The sequence below is a fragment of the Tolypothrix sp. PCC 7601 genome (assembly GCF_025677855.1).
GTDB lineage: Bacteria > Cyanobacteriota > Cyanobacteriia > Cyanobacteriales > Nostocaceae > Aulosira > Aulosira diplosiphon.
The window spans coordinates 4076815-4093434 of record NZ_CP064879.1 but is presented as its reverse complement, the minus strand read 5'-3'; the positions used below and the strand labels follow the sequence as shown (position 1 = coordinate 4093434).

General features: G+C 42.3%; 16 protein-coding genes. 9 read left to right on the top strand and 7 right to left on the bottom strand.

The features are described from left to right. The first annotated feature begins 53 nt into the window (after positions 1-53). From HG267_RS17045 to HG267_RS17030, 4 genes are all read left to right on the top strand, one after another. Positions 54-1781: a S8 family peptidase gene (locus tag HG267_RS17045; protein ID WP_045870030.1), complete on the top strand. Its 1728-nt coding sequence runs from the start codon at positions 54-56 to the stop codon at positions 1779-1781. 354 nt (positions 1782-2135) lie between these two features. Continuing rightward, positions 2136-3155 (top strand): daunorubicin resistance protein DrrA family ABC transporter ATP-binding protein, encoded by a 1020-nt coding sequence (locus HG267_RS17040; protein ID WP_045870031.1) that lies wholly within the window; start codon positions 2136-2138, stop codon positions 3153-3155. A gap of 230 nt (positions 3156-3385) precedes the next feature. After that, on the top strand, positions 3386-4273 hold the full coding sequence (locus HG267_RS17035; RefSeq protein ID WP_045870032.1) for an ABC transporter permease: 888 nt from the start codon (positions 3386-3388) through the stop codon (positions 4271-4273). Positions 4274-4316: 43 nt separating this feature from the next. Then, complete coding sequence (locus HG267_RS17030) at positions 4317-4715, top strand: hypothetical protein (RefSeq protein WP_045870033.1); 399 nt, start codon at positions 4317-4319, stop codon at positions 4713-4715. A 96-nt stretch (positions 4716-4811) separates the two neighbouring features. On the opposite strand, the gene HG267_RS17025 is transcribed toward HG267_RS17030, so the two are convergent. Beyond that, positions 4812-5249, bottom strand: a complete 438-nt coding sequence (locus HG267_RS17025) for a peroxiredoxin (RefSeq protein ID WP_045870034.1) — start codon at positions 5247-5249, stop codon at positions 4812-4814. Between the two features lie 283 nt (positions 5250-5532). On the opposite strand from HG267_RS17025, the gene HG267_RS17020 reads away from it, so the two are divergent. The 3 genes from HG267_RS17020 to HG267_RS17010 all read left to right on the top strand — a co-directional run bounded on the left by HG267_RS17020 (position 5533) and on the right by HG267_RS17010 (position 7932). Next, the gene (locus HG267_RS17020; protein ID WP_045870036.1) at positions 5533-5937 is read left to right on the top strand and encodes an Npun_F0494 family protein; all 405 of its coding nucleotides are present in this window, start codon (positions 5533-5535) and stop codon (positions 5935-5937) included. A 264-nt stretch (positions 5938-6201) separates the two neighbouring features. Beyond that, entirely contained in the window at positions 6202-7677 is a 1476-nt protein-coding gene (cobQ, locus tag HG267_RS17015) for a cobyric acid synthase CobQ (RefSeq protein ID WP_045870037.1), read from the top strand. A 15-nt stretch (positions 7678-7692) separates the two neighbouring features. Beyond that, positions 7693-7932 (top strand): 2Fe-2S iron-sulfur cluster-binding protein, encoded by a 240-nt coding sequence (locus HG267_RS17010; protein ID WP_045870038.1) that lies wholly within the window; start codon positions 7693-7695, stop codon positions 7930-7932. Positions 7933-8027: 95 nt separating this feature from the next. On the opposite strand, the gene HG267_RS17005 is transcribed toward HG267_RS17010, so the two are convergent. The 6 genes from HG267_RS17005 to HG267_RS16980 all read right to left on the bottom strand — a co-directional run bounded on the left by HG267_RS17005 (position 8028) and on the right by HG267_RS16980 (position 15421). Then, entirely contained in the window at positions 8028-8270 is a 243-nt protein-coding gene (locus HG267_RS17005) for a hypothetical protein (protein WP_045870039.1), read from the bottom strand. Then, complete coding sequence (locus HG267_RS17000; RefSeq protein WP_045870040.1) at positions 8267-8467, bottom strand: hypothetical protein; 201 nt, start codon at positions 8465-8467, stop codon at positions 8267-8269. Before HG267_RS17000 ends, HG267_RS17005 begins: the two co-directional genes overlap by 4 nt. A gap of 92 nt (positions 8468-8559) precedes the next feature. Next, a complete protein-coding gene (locus HG267_RS16995; RefSeq protein ID WP_045870041.1) occupies positions 8560-9003 on the bottom strand; it encodes an SRPBCC family protein in 444 nt (147 codons plus the stop codon). A 24-nt stretch (positions 9004-9027) separates the two neighbouring features. Continuing rightward, entirely contained in the window at positions 9028-10467 is a 1440-nt protein-coding gene (gene zds / locus HG267_RS16990) for a 9,9'-di-cis-zeta-carotene desaturase (RefSeq protein WP_045870042.1), read from the bottom strand. 846 nt (positions 10468-11313) lie between these two features. Beyond that, the gene (locus HG267_RS16985; protein WP_194007814.1) at positions 11314-11490 is read right to left on the bottom strand and encodes a CopG family transcriptional regulator; all 177 of its coding nucleotides are present in this window, start codon (positions 11488-11490) and stop codon (positions 11314-11316) included. Positions 11491-13792: 2302 nt separating this feature from the next. Further along, positions 13793-15421 carry a DUF6930 domain-containing protein gene (locus tag HG267_RS16980; RefSeq protein WP_045870044.1) on the bottom strand — a complete coding sequence of 543 codons (1629 nt, stop codon included), beginning with the start codon at positions 15419-15421 and terminating at the stop codon, positions 13793-13795. Positions 15422-15729: 308 nt separating this feature from the next. Here HG267_RS16980 and HG267_RS16975 point away from each other — a divergent pair, with 308 nt between their 5' ends. Next, complete coding sequence (locus HG267_RS16975) at positions 15730-16086, top strand: HesB/IscA family protein (RefSeq protein WP_045870045.1); 357 nt, start codon at positions 15730-15732, stop codon at positions 16084-16086. A gap of 94 nt (positions 16087-16180) precedes the next feature. Beyond that, positions 16181-16603 carry a tetratricopeptide repeat protein gene (locus HG267_RS16970; RefSeq protein WP_045870046.1) on the top strand — a complete coding sequence of 141 codons (423 nt, stop codon included), beginning with the start codon at positions 16181-16183 and terminating at the stop codon, positions 16601-16603. Positions 16604-16620 lie beyond the last annotated feature (17 nt).

The window sequence follows — 16620 nt, the reverse complement described above, 5'->3', positions numbered from 1 at the left end:
CTACTAAAACCAATACATGAATTTTAGGAAAACACATAGACGTGGAGAAAAAAATGAGACACGAAAAACTCTCTCCGGGGCTGCTGTTGGCTTATGAAGACTATGAACATGAAGGAGAGCAAGCTTTAACTACACACAAGCGATCGCTTGGTATCATTGCTCCAAAAAGTTCTGTTAAGCCAACTAAAAGTATCGTTTTTCTCTACTGCGAACCTGATGCAGACTTGAGCCATTTAGAACAATATGGCATTCGTGTTAATCAGACTTCTGGCAGTGTGCGAACGGCGTTTTTACCGCTACAAGCTTTAGATCCTTTATCGGAAGAAGATGTAATTCAGCGCATCAAACCTTCGCGCAAACTACATCTGCGGATGGATGCGGCACCTGGAAAGGTGAAATTACCAGAGTTTAAAAACAAAACTGGATTGACTGGCAAAGGAGTATTAATTGGTATTGTCGATAGTGGCATTGATCCAAAACACCCTGCCTTTGCTGGGCGGATTTTACGCATTTGGGATCAAACACTCCCAGGGCCAGGAGTTAAAGAAGGTGACTATGGGGCCGAATTTACAGGCGAACAAATCACCGTTTCTCAAGATACTGATGGTCATGGTACCCATGTTGCTGGAATTGCAGCTGGTGCAGATGAAAATTTTTCAGGTGTCGCACCAGAGGCAGAATTAGTCATTGTGAAATCAGACTTACAAGATGCCCACATTGCCGATGCTGTGCGCTACGTTTTCCGTGTAGCCAGTGATTTGAAACGCCCAGTAGTGTTAAATCTCAGCTTGGGTGGACACGCTGATTCCCATGATGGTAGTGATTCTCTCTCTCGCATTATCGATGCTGAAACTGGCCCTGGCAGAATTGTTTGCTGTGCAGCTGGGAATGAAGGGAACGACAACATTCACGGTCAAACCAAGATAGCTGCTAAAAAGTCAGCCAGTATGCGCTTTAATGTGCCTTTAAATCAAGTAGGCATAGTCTGGTTAAACGGTTGGTATGATGGCGATACAGAGTTAGAGGTATCGTTGCGAAGTCCTAACGGTTTCGTTACCCCTTATCAAAAAATCATTAAAGATGGTAATCCCACCCAAGATTATCAATTACCAGATTCGCGGGTGCAAATCGTCACCCCAGCCCCAGATAAAGGCAACGGTGACCACAATTTCTTTGTGCAAATTCGCGGTAATGGCCCTTCTGCAGTCATGGGTGGTATTTGGCAGTTGCGTTTACGTAACACCACTGATAGCGACACTCGTCTTGATGTGTGGGCAGTTGACGATCACTCATCAGTGTTTTTTACAGGTAAAAGTGTTAAAGATGCTGTAAAAATAGGCTCTCCGGGAGCAGCTAGCAGTGCGATTACAGTTGCCGCTTATACCACAAAAAACCAGTACACAGATATTGACAATCAGCTGCGAGACATGGGCTTAGAATTAGATACCATGTCTGAGTTCAGCAGTGAAGGGCCATTACGGAATGATGCTCAGAAGCCGGATATAGCGGCACCAGGAGCAATGATTGTTTCCACCCTGTCTGCAAATGCTAGTCTCGATCGCTCGATGATGCTCAATTCTAAATTTGTGGTGATGGCTGGTACCAGTATGGCAACACCATTTGTCACTGGTTTAGTCGCCTTACTCTTACAACGTGACCCTAAACTTGATCCAGCAACAGTAAAAGATTTACTACGTAAAAATAGTTCTATCCCTGGTAAACCCCCAGGAACATTTGATAGTAAATGGGGTTTTGGTGTAATTAATGCCGCAAATTTATAGTTGAATAATTCTTTTTTCCAATCGAGTTTATCTAAATGAATAACTCGATTTTCTTTCAGCAAATACTTTTTGGATGACACTGGTTTTCAATGACAGCCAAAAAGTATTTTTTATACTGATAGGCTGACTGAAAATTGCTGAGTTCTGATTTGGAGAGAGGCGATTAATCGCGTCTGTACAAGAGTAAAACCCCATTGAGACTGCTCCCTCTGCCACCCCTAGCGATAGAATATTTTTCTAGTTGGAAGTCTCTAAAATTAGGGAGCTGTATCAACGCGATCGCTTCACTTCTCACTACTCCACTACAATATAGATAGACTTTGTTGAGATTTGTATCGTTGGGGATTAGCTGTCATGGCTCCCGCTGTTTTAATTCAAAATCTGCAAAAGCGCTATGGCACGGTGGAAGCCGTCAAAGATGTCTCATTTCAGGTAGAACCTGGAGAAATCTTTGGCTTACTCGGCCCCAATGGCGCTGGCAAAACAACTACTCTGCGTGCTTTGTGTACCCTCACCACGCCGGATGCTGGCAAAATCGAAGTATCTGGAATTTCGGTGTTGGATAACCCCAGAGTAGCCAGACAAAAGTTAGGTTATGTGGCTCAAGAAGTCGCTTTAGATAAGGTACTAACTGGTAAAGAACTGCTGCAACTGCAAGCAGCGCTTTATCACCTCCCTAGCGCGGTAGGGAAACAGCGAATTGAGACAGTATTAGATTTACTCAATTTGCAAGAATACGCTGATAAAAAAACTGGAACTTATTCAGGCGGTTTACGCAAGCGCCTGGATTTGGCGGCTGGATTACTCCATGCACCAGATGTTTTAGTATTGGATGAACCAACTGTAGGGCTTGATATCGAAAGCCGCTTTATTGTGTGGGAATTCTTGCGGAAGTTACGCGCCTCTGGAACCACGGTAGTAATTACCAGCCATTATTTAGAAGAAGTTGACGCGCTAGCCGATCGCGTGGCGATTATCGATCGCGGCGTTGTCATTGCATCTGGCACACCTTCACAATTAAAAGACCAAGTAGGAGGCGATCGCATTACTCTGCGAATTCGCGAATTCTCCCCCATTGAAGAAGCCGAAAAAGCGAAACATCTCCTGCAAGCTTTGCCCTTGGTGCAGGAAGTAATTATCAACAGTGCCCAAGGTAATTCTCTGAACTTGGTAGTCACCCCCCAGAATGACGCGTTGATTACCATTCAGCAAGCCTTAAATACAGCCGGCTTACCCATTTTCGGCATCGCCCAATCTCGCCCCAGCCTAGATGACGTTTACCTCGCTGCCACCGGACGCACCCTCATGGATGCAGAACTCGCAGCCGCAGCCAATCGCGATCCGAAAGCCGAGAAGAAGCAGAATATGAGGTAGGGAGTGGGGACTGGGGACTAGGGACTGGGGATAAGGGAGATAAGGGAGATGAGGGAGATGAGGGAGATGAGGGAGACAATACCAAATGACAAATGACAAATGACAAATGACAAATGACAAATTACAAATTACAAATTACAAACCCCAATTACCCATTACCGATGCCCAATGCCCCATGCCCCATGCCCAATTTCCAATCCAAAATCTAAAATCCAAAATCCAAAATTGTTATGAGTGTTACTCCAAAATCTGATATCAATTGGCAACCAGCAACATCGCCGCAAGGATATGTTGATGCTACTCCTAATTTTTTTGGTGACTTAGTACAGGAGACTTTAGCTTTAACTCGTCGCTTGTTTATTCAGTTGCAACGCCGTCCTTCAACTTTGGTAGCGGGAATTATTCAGCCTGTAATGTGGCTGGTGCTGTTTGGTGCTTTGTTCCAAAATGCTCCTAAAGGTCTTTTTGGCAGTACGACAAATTACGGTCAATTCTTGGCTGCTGGTGTGATTGTTTTTACAGCATTTGCTGGGGCTTTGAATGCTGGACTTCCTGTAATGTTTGACCGGGAGTTTGGCTTTTTAAATCGCTTACTGGTAGCACCTTTAGCTTCGCGGTTCTCGATTGTCTTTGCTTCGGCAATTTTTATTATCAGTCAAAGTTTACTGCAAGCGGCGGTAATTGTGGGCGCAGCAGCATTTTTAGGCGCGGGCTTACCAGATATAGCTGGGCTGGGTGCGATCGCTTTAATTGTCTTCCTTTTGGCTTTGGGTGTCACAGCTATTTCTTTGGGTTTGGCTTTTGCTCTCCCTGGGCACATTGAACTCATCGCCGTAATTTTCGTCACCAACCTACCGCTATTGTTTGCCAGTACAGCCTTGGCACCTTTATCTTTTATGCCCCAGTGGTTACAGATAGTAGCTACTCTGAACCCTCTCAGCTACGCCATTGAACCAATCCGCTATCTTTATCTCCACAGTAATTGGGGATTGGGTAGTGTCGTGATGCAGGCTCCTTGGGGTGCTGTTACCTTTGGCGAAGCATTATTAATATTACTGGGCTTTGCTGTTGTGGCTTTATTAAGTATTCAACCCCAACTTCGACGAACTCTTGCTTAAGATATAAGCATAATTTCATTGCAAAATTTAGGGTAAGATTCCTATGAAAAAAATATTCCTACCCCTGACTAAACTCGCAGCGATTACCGTCGCCGGAATTAGCTTTGCTTCTTTACTGGCTCAACCTAGCCTGGCTCAATTAGGTACAGTTGATTCTGGTAATAGTGGCGATCTCAACCAAAATAATGCCAATCCCTTTCCTGGTGCTGGTAGTTCAGATTTTAATATGTTCAACCTGATTCACCAGGCAAATTTTGGCGCTCTCAACTGGAATGTAGATCAGCAAAATCAGCAACTAGACGAAGCTACCCTGGAGTTTAAAAGAAGACAACAACAAGCAATTCAAAATCGGGGTCAACTAGGAACAGCTCCCCAAAGTTCACCGCTGATTATACTCCCACAAAATCCAACAGCAGGGCAGACAGCACCAGCAAAAAACTAAAGGATTACCAGAAATCGATTGTCTATATAATTAGGGGCACAGCGTAGAAAAACTTCGTTGTGCCCCTATAATTTAGTTGATTTTAAATGGGAAATTCTATAGCCCTAGAGCAGCTAAAACATCACTGGCGTGAGTAGTTGTATTCACGGTGGCATCAACATGGGTAATTTTGCCACTGGGGTCGATGACGTAGGTAACACGCTTGGCGTAACCACCACCATCAACATCGTATGCTTTGATTAGGCTGTGGTCGGTGTCAGCCAGTAAAGGAAAATTCAGATTATATTTTGCTGTGAATGCCTGATGGGAAGCTTCATCATCTGCACTCACACCCAGTACGACAATATCTTTACCTTGATAGTCGCTTTGAGCATCCCGGAAGCTACAAGCTTGTTTTGTGCAGCCTGGGGTGTCATCTTTGGGGTAAAAATATAAAACTACTGTCTTACCTGCAAAATCAGATAAAGACACAGTGTTACCGTTAGTATCTTTGACGGTAAATTGAGGTGCATCGGTACCGACTGCTAGAGCCATAATGAACCCTTCTTATTTGGTGATTATTGGGGCATTTGAAATTTTACAATAATTTACAATAATTAAATTAATTACCTCAAGGAATAAAATTCCCCAGATTCAAATGACCAACAGTTCATTGATGGTACAAGCCCCCCGTTTCGCTGTGTAATCAATCGAAAATCCAAAATCCTCAAACCCCCTGTTAGCTATGCTGGGGTCAATCCAAAATCCGTCTTGAAAAGTTTGCCACGGAGGGAAACCCTCCTTACAACTTTCCGCAAAATCTAAAATCCAAAATTGTATGACTGTTGTTAATTCTTCCAACCCCAAAGCTTTTTCCTATTCTCCAAGCACTATAGAACGTGCGGAGCGATCGCTAATTTGTTCTCCCTTCAATCCGGCTTTATTAGAGGCGATGCGTCAGCAGAGTGTCTCAGTGAGTGCGATCGCACAAGATAATGGTATCAAGTCTGGCTACACCAAGCAGCCGTTATCAGAATTAGCTTGCGATCAAGCTTTAGACTGGCTAATTCAAGTTGGTGTATTGCGGCGCGAAGTTGATGGTCAAGGAATTACCGATAGTTTCCGCCTCACACCCTTGGGTCAAAAATTAGCAGAACAATACCAAAATAAAAATTGGCCTCAGCCTTCATGGAGCGATCGCATTCAAAACGCTTTGACTCGTTGGTTTCGACTACCTTTTTAGAATTTGAAACTAATAAGGTTAGGATGAGGGAGAAAAAGGGAACAATATATACGCAAGCATCGACCGCATTTATAAAATCTTTATCATCAGCATTAGACTGAGTTTGTGTGGTGATGGTAAAAAGTACAACAAAAATGTGGGAAAGCTAGAGGCAAAATCGCGCTTCTAACTACTTCCTAGCTTGTTACCTGTTGAAGAGCGGATTACCAGCTTACCGTTCAACCCTCAAATTCCGCCCCTTATGTCGAACAACCGATAGTCATTATGAAATCAATTATGGTGGTGGGGACAACATCCCACGCGGGGAAATCACTAATAACTACAGCTATTTGTCGCATTTTATCGCGCCGTGGCTGGCGAGTGGCTCCCTTTAAAGGTCAAAATATGGCTTTAAATGCGTATGTAACCTCTAGCGGGGGAGAAATTGGCTACGCCCAAGCAGTGCAAGCCTGGGCGGCGGGAGTTGTACCTTGGGTAGAAATGAACCCCATTTTACTGAAGCCCCAAGGTGATATGACCTCGCAAGTCATTCTTAAAGGCAGACCTGTAGGTAAGGTGAGTGCGGTAGATTACTACGAGCAGTATTTTGAACTGGGTTGGCGGACAATTGAAGAATCCCTACAACATTTAGGTACAGAATTTGACTTGTTGGTTTGTGAAGGCGCTGGTAGTCCTGCGGAGATTAATCTCAAGCATCGCGACTTGACAAATATGCGAGTTGCTAAGTATTTAAATGCACCAACCATATTGGTAGTAGATATAGATAGAGGTGGTGCATTTGCCCATGTTATAGGCACTTTAGAGCTATTAGACCAAGACGAACGCGATTTAATCAAGGGTATTGTAATTAACAAGTTCCGTGGACAGCGCTCCATCTTAGAACCAGGTATCAAATGGTTAGAAGCGCGGACTGGTATCCCTGTGATTGGTGTTATCCCCTACTTGGAACATATGTTCCCGGCGGAAGATTCCCTAGATTTATTGGAGAGGAAAGCCCATAAATCCCAAGCTGACCTAGATATTGCAGTTCTGCGCTTACCGAGAATTTCTAACTTTACCGACTTCGATCCATTAGAATCAGAACCGTCGGTATCTGTAAGATATCTCAATCCTAAGCAAGAATTAGGTCATCCAGATGCAGTAATTCTACCAGGTACTAAAACCACAATTCCTGACTTGTTACTGCTACAAAAAAGCGGCATGGCAGAAGCCATACAACATTATGCGGCTTCTGGTGGCACAGTATTAGGGATTTGTGGCGGCTATCAAATGCTGGGTCAAATCATCGCTGACCCAGAGGGCATAGAAGGACAAGCTGGCAGATATCAAGGGCTAAATTTATTACCAATTAGAACTGTAATTACCGGACAGAAAATTGCCCGCCAGCGCCAAGTCAGCTCAAACTTCCCGCAAATGGGCTTACCAGTTTATGGATTTGAAATTCATCAAGGGCGATCGCGGATTGAACAGCAACCTGATAACCAAGCCTACCAGCCTCTATTTGATGATATTAATCTAGGCTTAGTAGATAGTTGTCAATCAGTTTGGGGTACATATCTTCATGGTATCTTTGACAACGGCCCTTGGAGAAGGGCTTGGTTAAACCGCCTCCGTCAACAACGGGGTCTCAAATCTCTGCCTACTGGTGTTGCTAACTACCGAGAACAGCGAGAGCAAACTTTAGACTCCCTAGCCACTGAAATTGAAAACCATTTAGACTTAACGCCGTTTTTGTCTTAGAGAGGTTGGTATTTGATGAATGTTCGCGTCCACTTTTTACCAGATGATGTCACAGTAGAAGCTGAAGTGGGAGAACCCCTATTAGATGTAGCAGAACGGGCGGGGATATTTATCCCTACTGGCTGTCTCATGGGGACTTGTCACGCTTGCACTGTGGAATTAGAAGATGGCGAAACCATCCGCGCTTGTATCACAGCCGTACCCCCAGGACGCGAACAATTAACCATTAATCTCTTTAGTGACCCAACATGGTGATCAGACAGCTATCACCAAGCTGACAGATTGCTTTCAAATATGTTGATGAGGGCGGTATTTTGCGGTGGAATCAGCCCATTGATGGCTAATGCGCCTCATACTACATTTTTTTCCCAAATAATCCCCTCATTACACCACTGAATCAGCAGCCATCGACTAGAGTCTTTATCCAATGCTGGTAAGACTCGAAAGTTGAATACTTCTTGCCAAACTTCTACCCCATGCTGGCTAATAAAATCTGCTTCTAAATCTTTAAATTTCTGCCACTGACGATCGCCTATAGCAGTAAATACAGGAATGATTGTATTTACTGGAATTTCAGTAGCTAATGTCTTCATTCTGGATAATCCTCGAAAATACAAATAAATTGCATAGGTGGTTTTTTAGTATTAATAATTTTTACCAATCGCTTACCCTTACTTCTTGCTACTGCAAAACAAGCCAATTCTGTTGCAGCAGCTGACCAGTCTCTAGGATCTGTCACCGGGTTAAATTTCTCATCCTCTGGATTTTCAGGTTGATTTTCCTCTATCATTCTTGACCTATCTACTCAGTCATGATCTAATTCATCAAACCTGAAAAAATCCAATTTTCAGATTGAGACATCAAGAAATTGATTACCCTTATTTACCCAGCTTTTGCATTCAAAGCATATTCTCTAAACCTTTCCAAATCCGCTTGAATTGTAGACTCCACCGCCCGTCCTAAAAATAGGTTATCCATGATTTTGCCAATGATTCCGGGAATAGCATAGGAAACGGTGAGTTTCACAATACTACTATCGTGGCGATCGTAAAAGCGAATCGCCCCTTGATTTGGCAAGCCATCAATCGATTTCCATTGAATAATCTGATTGGGTACAACTTTGAGAATCTGAGATTTCCAGGTAAAATCCAGACCGCCAGTACTTAGCTTCCAAATAGATATCTCTGGATTATCGGGTGGAATCTTTACCGAATCAATCCACTTCATCCATTTGGGCATTTGTTCTAAATCAGACCAGAGACTCCAGACAAAATCTATAGGAGCCTCTACTTCTACCTGTACACTATGCTCTAGCCAGTCTGACATTTTTCTGTCTTCCTCTGCGGTTCGTTATTGCTTGACATTCTCTAAAATTGCTTTTGCTGCCCGCCTGCCGGAAATTGTGGCTCCTTCCATACTATCGATATAATCTTGCTGAGTGTAACTACCTGCCAAGAAGAAATTCGGCACAGGTGTCTTTTGGTTAGGACGATATACATCCATACCTGGTGCTTCGCGGTAGAGAGATTGGGCAAGTTTGACTACGTTGTACCAAGTCATATTTAACTCCCGCGATGAGGGGAAGAGTTCATGCACTTGCCCAAGGACGTGCTGGGCGATCGCTTCGTTGCTTTGTTTAATAAATGGATCTCCCGGTGTCAGTACTAACTGCAATAATGAACCCTGTCCTGGGCGATAATAATCCGCAGGGCTACTCAGTGCTAAATCAGAAAAGCAAGAAAAGTCAGCATCGGCAGTGTAAAGTAAGTTATCTATGCCAGCCGCATGATTTAGCTGTTTGCGTTTTTCCTCATCTTGCAGTTCTGTTACCCAGCCATCAAATCTCAGTTGTACTGTTGCTACAGGCACCGCATCTAGTTTGTAGATATTGTCAAATTCTGACCACTTACGCCACTGCTGCGGTAATATCCGCTGAATCCCTGGCACATCACAGGCAAAGACATAAGCATCAGCAGTAATTACTTCCTCTGTATCACCTTGGGCAACTACTATCCCAGTTACACGGGTTTCTGTATCTGATTCTGCAAACTGAATTTCCCTCACTTGCCGACGGGTATGAACTTGTGTGCCTCTAGTAGCCAAGTATTCCAATATAGGCTTGTGCAAATATTCATGAGGCGAACCTTCCAACATCCGCAATATGGAAGCCTCTGTTCTCACCGCAAAAAACTGAAAGATTGTCAGCATACAGCGGGCGGAAATGTTTTCGCAATCAATAAATCCTAAGGCGTAAGCGATGGGGTTCCACATCCGCTTAATGCTACCTTGGCTACCACCGTGACTGCGAAACCAGTCAGCAAAGCTAATTTTATCTAAATCGCGGATAGTTTGCATCGCCCCTTCAAAGTCCACTAAACCCCGAACTATTGGGCTAGTACCTAGAGCGATCGCATTTTGCAATTTATCTTGTAATGATAGTTGAGAGGTGGTGAAAAATGCCTTTAAACCATTAAAAGGCGCACCTGTGAAGAACCGAAAATCTAAAGCACCTGTATGCCCACCTTTGTTGATAAAAGTATGGGTATGTTCTTTCAGGCGTAAATTATCTATCGCCCCTACCTTTTTCATCAAGTCAAAAAGCTGATAGTAGCAGCCGAAAAACACGTGCAACCCCATTTCAATATGGTTGCCATCGCTATCTACCCAACTGCCAACTTTACCGCCAACAAATGGACGGGATTCAAAAATTTGGATTTCACAGCCAGCATCAGCTAAATCTACGGCAGTGGCTAGTCCTGCCAGTCCCGCACCTACGATTGCAACGCGCATTCCGTCGTTCCTTTTCAGTTTCTTTACAGATTGTAACTGTCTTGGTGTCGTAATTTGCTATTTATTGAAAGCGACGATAAACCCCATCCCCTTTTGGGCGCAGAAGGATAGTTGTACTGTCAATACTGCTCGGTTAAGGATTTTCAACTCGGAATTTAGTTTGGGGAAAAGGTGAAAGGGTAAGGGTTAAAGGTTTTTTCTTCCCCCTTTTCCCCTTCCCCTTTTGCCCTTAACCGACAAGTATTGGTTGTACTGTCGCTTTAGGGCATAGGGCATTGGTTGCTTATCCCTTATGCCTAAAAACTCTATCTCCTGATCGGTGGAGTTTTTGATATGCAGCTGATTACTAGATATGAAAAAAAGAGACTCTGTTTACACAGAGTCTCTTGTTTATGAGACTAGAGGATTAGGTAAAAAGGGATTTACAACTGAAAAATATCCCCTTTCTGCGAGGTGCTATCCGTGCTTGCTTCCCCGGAGGGGTACGCTATCTCAGCAACGGAAGCATAGAGAAAGAATTCCTTCATCGCCTATGCTGGCAAATTTGGATAATTTAATTTTTGGAATTCCTCAAATCGAAAATTAAGAAATTTTAGTTAAGCTTCATATTCCTAAAGATTTGATCATGCTACTTGGCATCAGTTGCTACATTGAGCCAGATCTAAAATACACATATTTTAAATCTGCAACACTACCCAATGTGGTAAACTCTCCCACCCACTGTTTTTTCAACTTTAGTCTTCTACTTTTGGAAGAAGACCAAAGTGATTCCTCTTTGATTTATTGCCTATTTGGAGGGCAATGAAATAAAAACAAGTATTTAAAGTATTGTTGACAAATACCTGTCTACCTGCTTACTTCTTTAGCATCATCAGCAATGGATAAGCCTCTAATCAATTCGCGAATTACATCAGTTGCAGGTCTACCAGTTTGCTGACAGTATTGTTCGAGTTTTTCAGCTTCCTGTGCAGCGAGATTGACAGTTATACGTTTTACAGCCCACTTCTTATTTGTCATTATCATGTTAGTTGCTATATATTAACATCATCAAAGACAGCTAATTAAAGATGAAAAGGGTAAAATTCTTAGAATTAGTGTCAGTAAACAAGCAATGCCATTAACACTAAAAATGCTAGTTTTCTCAAAGATTGTTCATTTTCCAATAAAATATAAAAGGTATATTTGCTTTAATACTGTTGTGACAGGAAAAATACCGCACACTTGCCTTTGAAAGGTCTTGCATCGGTACGAGTATCTTGGTAGAAGCAAAAAAATGAAGTTTTATAAATCAAGGGTTGTCCATACTGTTAAGTAAATCAAGATAGTTGAATTTTTTCTTTAGCAAAAGCATTTGTTTTGCGCCTAAGACTCAATTGGTTAAAAAATTCTGGAAAAAACATAATATCATAAGATCTAACAATCAAGTTTTAGAACATTAACATTGTTAAACGCTTTCTGGGAAAGGTGTTTTAGCAATATATCTAGTTGGCTATTAATCAGTATTCAGTTCAGATAAACTAACCCTCTCTGTTCTGAAGTGGTTACCATTCATAGCATCTAGCTGCTGACATAAAACGTTATACTCATAAATGAAGATGCCATGAGAGTGAAGGTTGAGGTAATTTCTGTGTACACCTCATCTGCACAGTTTGACGCAAAAATTTAGTAGATTGTCATGAACTCCTAATTAAGTAGATTGCGTTTATCAATTCTGGTTCTTATAGGCAATAGCAAATGATGGTGTTATTCACTGCTATCAATTAAGAGAAAATTGCTACCAAATTAACAGCTTTACATTTGTATCTTTGGTAAATTGTGTTATTCATAGTTCTGGCAATTTACCACTATTTTTTCTGGAAGAAGTGAATTTTTAGGTTCTCAGGTACTTGCTAAATTATTTAACAACTATAAACATTTGGCATCTTTCAGTATTCATATAACTAGAGTTATAACTATCAAGATAAATCCTGAATAGCTTGCCTGGCTAGTGATGAATATGCAAGGAATTGCCACAAGACCTTATTTGTCTTCAATCATTATTTTGTGACATCAGGTTACTGTATAAAAAATATTGTACACTTCAATATTTTTTGGGTGTATTTATTATAGCGATTCCGTATAAACTTTAAGTAATCTTTATTCAAGCCTTAAATCATAGTAATTATTTACTTTGTAAAAAAATTACATAAGAAAATAGAACTGTCTAAAGTTTCAGTGAATAAGATTCATAAATAAAAAAAGACTAATATGTAATTTAAAACTTAGACAAATGTCTGTACAAGTTTGGTAATTTTAAAAGCCTGAAATAAGCGGCGAATCCTGTCGTTAGAGTGCTAATTAATACATATATAAATATCAGAATCAGTAAGGATATAACAGCAAACTATAGTTTCTTCATAAAGTTTTGAGCAAGTAAATCATCAGCCTATCCTGAGTCAAAATACTGAGGCCAACATGGGATTTTGGTTTGGTGGCAAGTTCCATCGCAGAAAAGCACCACTGTCGAAATAAAGCAGTAAGATCAGCACTTGGACAAAAATATTTACAGTCATTGCTAGCGAAGATTCCGCTTCCCTTCTCCTGACCTACGGTGTACACACAAGTCGTGAAATTCCACCTGAAGCTTGGTTTTGCCCTTTAACTCTGGGCTGTTGGAACGCTCCCGAAGCCTGTCATTGCGTTCGCGTAGCGTCTCGTAGAGAGGAGGAACGACGTTCGCGGAGCGTTCTCGAAGAGTAGCAATCGCAAAAACTACGGGATTATGCGATTACTTCGCTCCGCTATCGCTGCGCTCGTAATGACAATTTAAGGGGTCTATAACGCCTGAAACCCTTACAGCTACAACTTGTGTGTACACCGTAGCTTCTCCTGACGGAGACGCTGCACGAACGGGACGCTCCATTCGCAATGACTTTGTTAGGACTTACGCAAAAGTCACGTAACTACGTCATTACGAGCGCAGCGACGTAATCGCCTGAGATTCTGGGATTGCTTCCCTACACTTCGTTCCGGTCGCAATGACAAATTTTGCTTGTGTAAATCCTGTTTGTGTAATTAATTCTGTCTGACTACTTATTGCTTCAGTTAGATGCTGGGAAAGCAAACATCAAGAAACAAGGGGCGTGAATAAATATATCCATCCCCAATGAAATATAAGGGATTTCCAAGAAATAAATTATTCCATCTTGTGGGGCGGGTATCTTGCCCGCCACATAAGCTGGGCGGACAAGATGTCCACCCCACAATAAATACTGAGATATTTTTTTATTTGGAAGTGCCTAACAATCCTTTAATAGGGAGGCATTTATCCTCCTTCTAGTAAAAACTATTCAAATTGAAGTTCCGGTACGAGTTGCAGAGTACCAATACCTAAATCTTTCGGTGAAAGCGATCGCGCTTCAAATAAAGCCATCATATCTCGTAATTGCGGGTTGCCACGAGCCGCTCCTGTCAATCCTTTGGCAATAATTAAACCACAGTAGCCTTTAGTATTTTTACACCGTTGATTCCATTTTCTGCGCGCTTCTACGTGGATGGGGTCGTCATCTAAAAATTCCCCGAAGAGAAATAATTCACCATTTTGGGTTTGTAATAAGCCTAAGTCGTATTGATTGCCATCAAAGGGATCGGCACCCGGATTAAAGCAAATTGCTTTTAATCCCCCAGCGGCTTCTAAATTTTCAATTACTGTCTTCGCTCTGGGGCGGGAAGTTTGAATTAAAATTACCGGTAAACCATCACCTACTTTGGCAATTTCACCCACAGGATGATAGGTAACGCCTTGGCGCAAATACTCCAGCATTTCCCAAGAGACTACTCCCAAACTTAAGAACGAGTCTTCGGGGATCAAATCATCTCGTAATGAATGAAACATCATGGAGGAGTCTGACATTTCGTCATCAATATCTAAGCCTGCCATTTCCTCCAGTTCTGTTGCCAATTCTGGCATGGTAGAGACAGTTACAGATACAGTTTTCGTTGCTTCATCGGCATGAGGAAGTGTAATCCGATAGCGATGGCTGAGGCTGGGGAAGGAATCTGCATATAGTTGACGACGGTGATCGCGGATAAAGCGGTTGAGGCTTTCTAAAGCGACAAAGACAACTAATGCTTCTTCGTCATATAAAACCGATCGCAATCCTTCTAAAGGGTGGATATTACCGAAGGTAGGGTCAACTTCTGATAATGGTAGATTTCCTAAATCACCGTCATCTTCTTCATCTTCATCGTTACGCTCAAAGGTGAGAAACAGGCAATCTTGCTTGAGAAAAGCTTCTTCTAAACGTCCTTGTGATTCTTCATCTTGTAAAACAGCCGCACGAAATTGCTTCAGGGATTCTTCGGAACGGTAGAACAAAATGCCATATTCCATCCCTAGCATCCCCATTACAGAGGCGTAGAGTTTACCTACATCCCATCTATTGATTTCTATGGATAAAATTTGCTGTTCTTCCAAAAATTGCCAAGGAGATGCTTGCCAAATCGTGAAAGCCTTTTCTTGTAACGCTTGGGCATACTGAGGAGGTAAATCAGGGATTTGACTATCAAGAATTTCCCCAAAAGAGCGAAAAAGTTCATCAATTAAAGGCAATTCTGGTGCGTAGTCAATGGCGATGTCTAAATCTTGTAATACTCCACGCAGATAAAATTGGATTTCGCGATCGCGCACGACTATTCTTTGGGGACGAGCTGGTTTTGCTGGACTATGGGGATGTTCCATCGCCCGCATTAAAGTCCGAACAACCGCCTCCGGCCCTGTTTCTGTGGCAACTACATCCATGCCTCTGACAATACCTTGGGAACCGTCCACCCAAAGAATACAATCGCCCTTTCCTTCTGGATCTCTGGGCTGGGTTTGGGAAGATGACAACGGACGGCGATCGCCCTCCCATACAGAAGGAATTTGGGTTAATTTCTTCAACCGACGACTGGTAGAGCGATTAAAACTTGTCATAGAGTAAGTTAATTAAAAGAAGCAGTTTATCCGTCAATTTTTGGGAGTAGTTAGCCTGAGATGCAATTTTCCTAGCCTTTACCTAAATATTTACTGGCAATTTAGGCTACCGCAAGGCTAAATCTCCCAAAATAGCGAATCTTAAAACGCACCGAATCTATCAATTCTAGAATAAAAATATTTAGCCGCTTTTGACGCAGTCTTTACAATTTACCAATCAGGGACATCAATGTCGCTAGAATGGATACAAAAACACTAACTACAACCCCAGCATACTGGTTAAAGCAATTCAGGAGTTGAAACAGCATATGACACAAGCCACTCAGCCACAACAACGTGGAATTCAGTTAAGCGAAACCGCATTACGTCAAGTAAAATCTCTCCGTGACAGACAAACTCAAGATTTATGCTTACGGGTAGGCGTAAGACAAGGCGGCTGTTCTGGGATGTCCTACATGATGGACTTTGAAGATGCCAGCAAGATTACCCCCCAGGATGAGATTTTTGACTATGATGGCTTCAAAATTGTTTGCGATCGCAAAAGCCTATTATACCTCTATGGCTTGATGCTGGATTACAGCGATGCCATGATTGGTGGCGGCTTCCAATTCACTAACCCCAATGCCAACCAAACTTGTGGTTGCGGTAAGTCATTTGGTGTCTAGTCCACTGTCAAAAGTCAACAGTCAACAGCTTAAATTATTGATCCTTCACTATATGATCCTTTACTATTGACCCTTGACCCTTGACAACTGACCAATGACTAATACTGTTGACTCCCTGTTTGATACAGGTTTAGAACGCTATAAAGCAGGAGAAAGCGCCGCTTCTTTAATTCCTGTTTTTAAAGAAGTTTGCGATCGCTCTCCTAAAAGTAGTTCTGCTTGGACTTGTTTGGCTTGGTTATATATGCTAGACAACAAAGCCAACTTAGCTTACAAAGCTGCACTCAAGGCAGTCAAGCTTAATCCTCAAGACCCACAAGCCAGAATTAATCTCGCCGTGGCGATGTTAGAAACCGGTCAAAAAGGTTTGCGGCAACATATTGATTTTGCCCAACAGTTAATTTTTGTAAATCAAGAATGGGAACAGGAAGTTAGAAACAGCATCGAAGATGGTTTAACTAGAAAACCAGATTGGCAGAGTTTGGCAAAAGTCAAAGGCTGGCTGTTTGATCAATAAAGGTTCTGAAGCTAGGG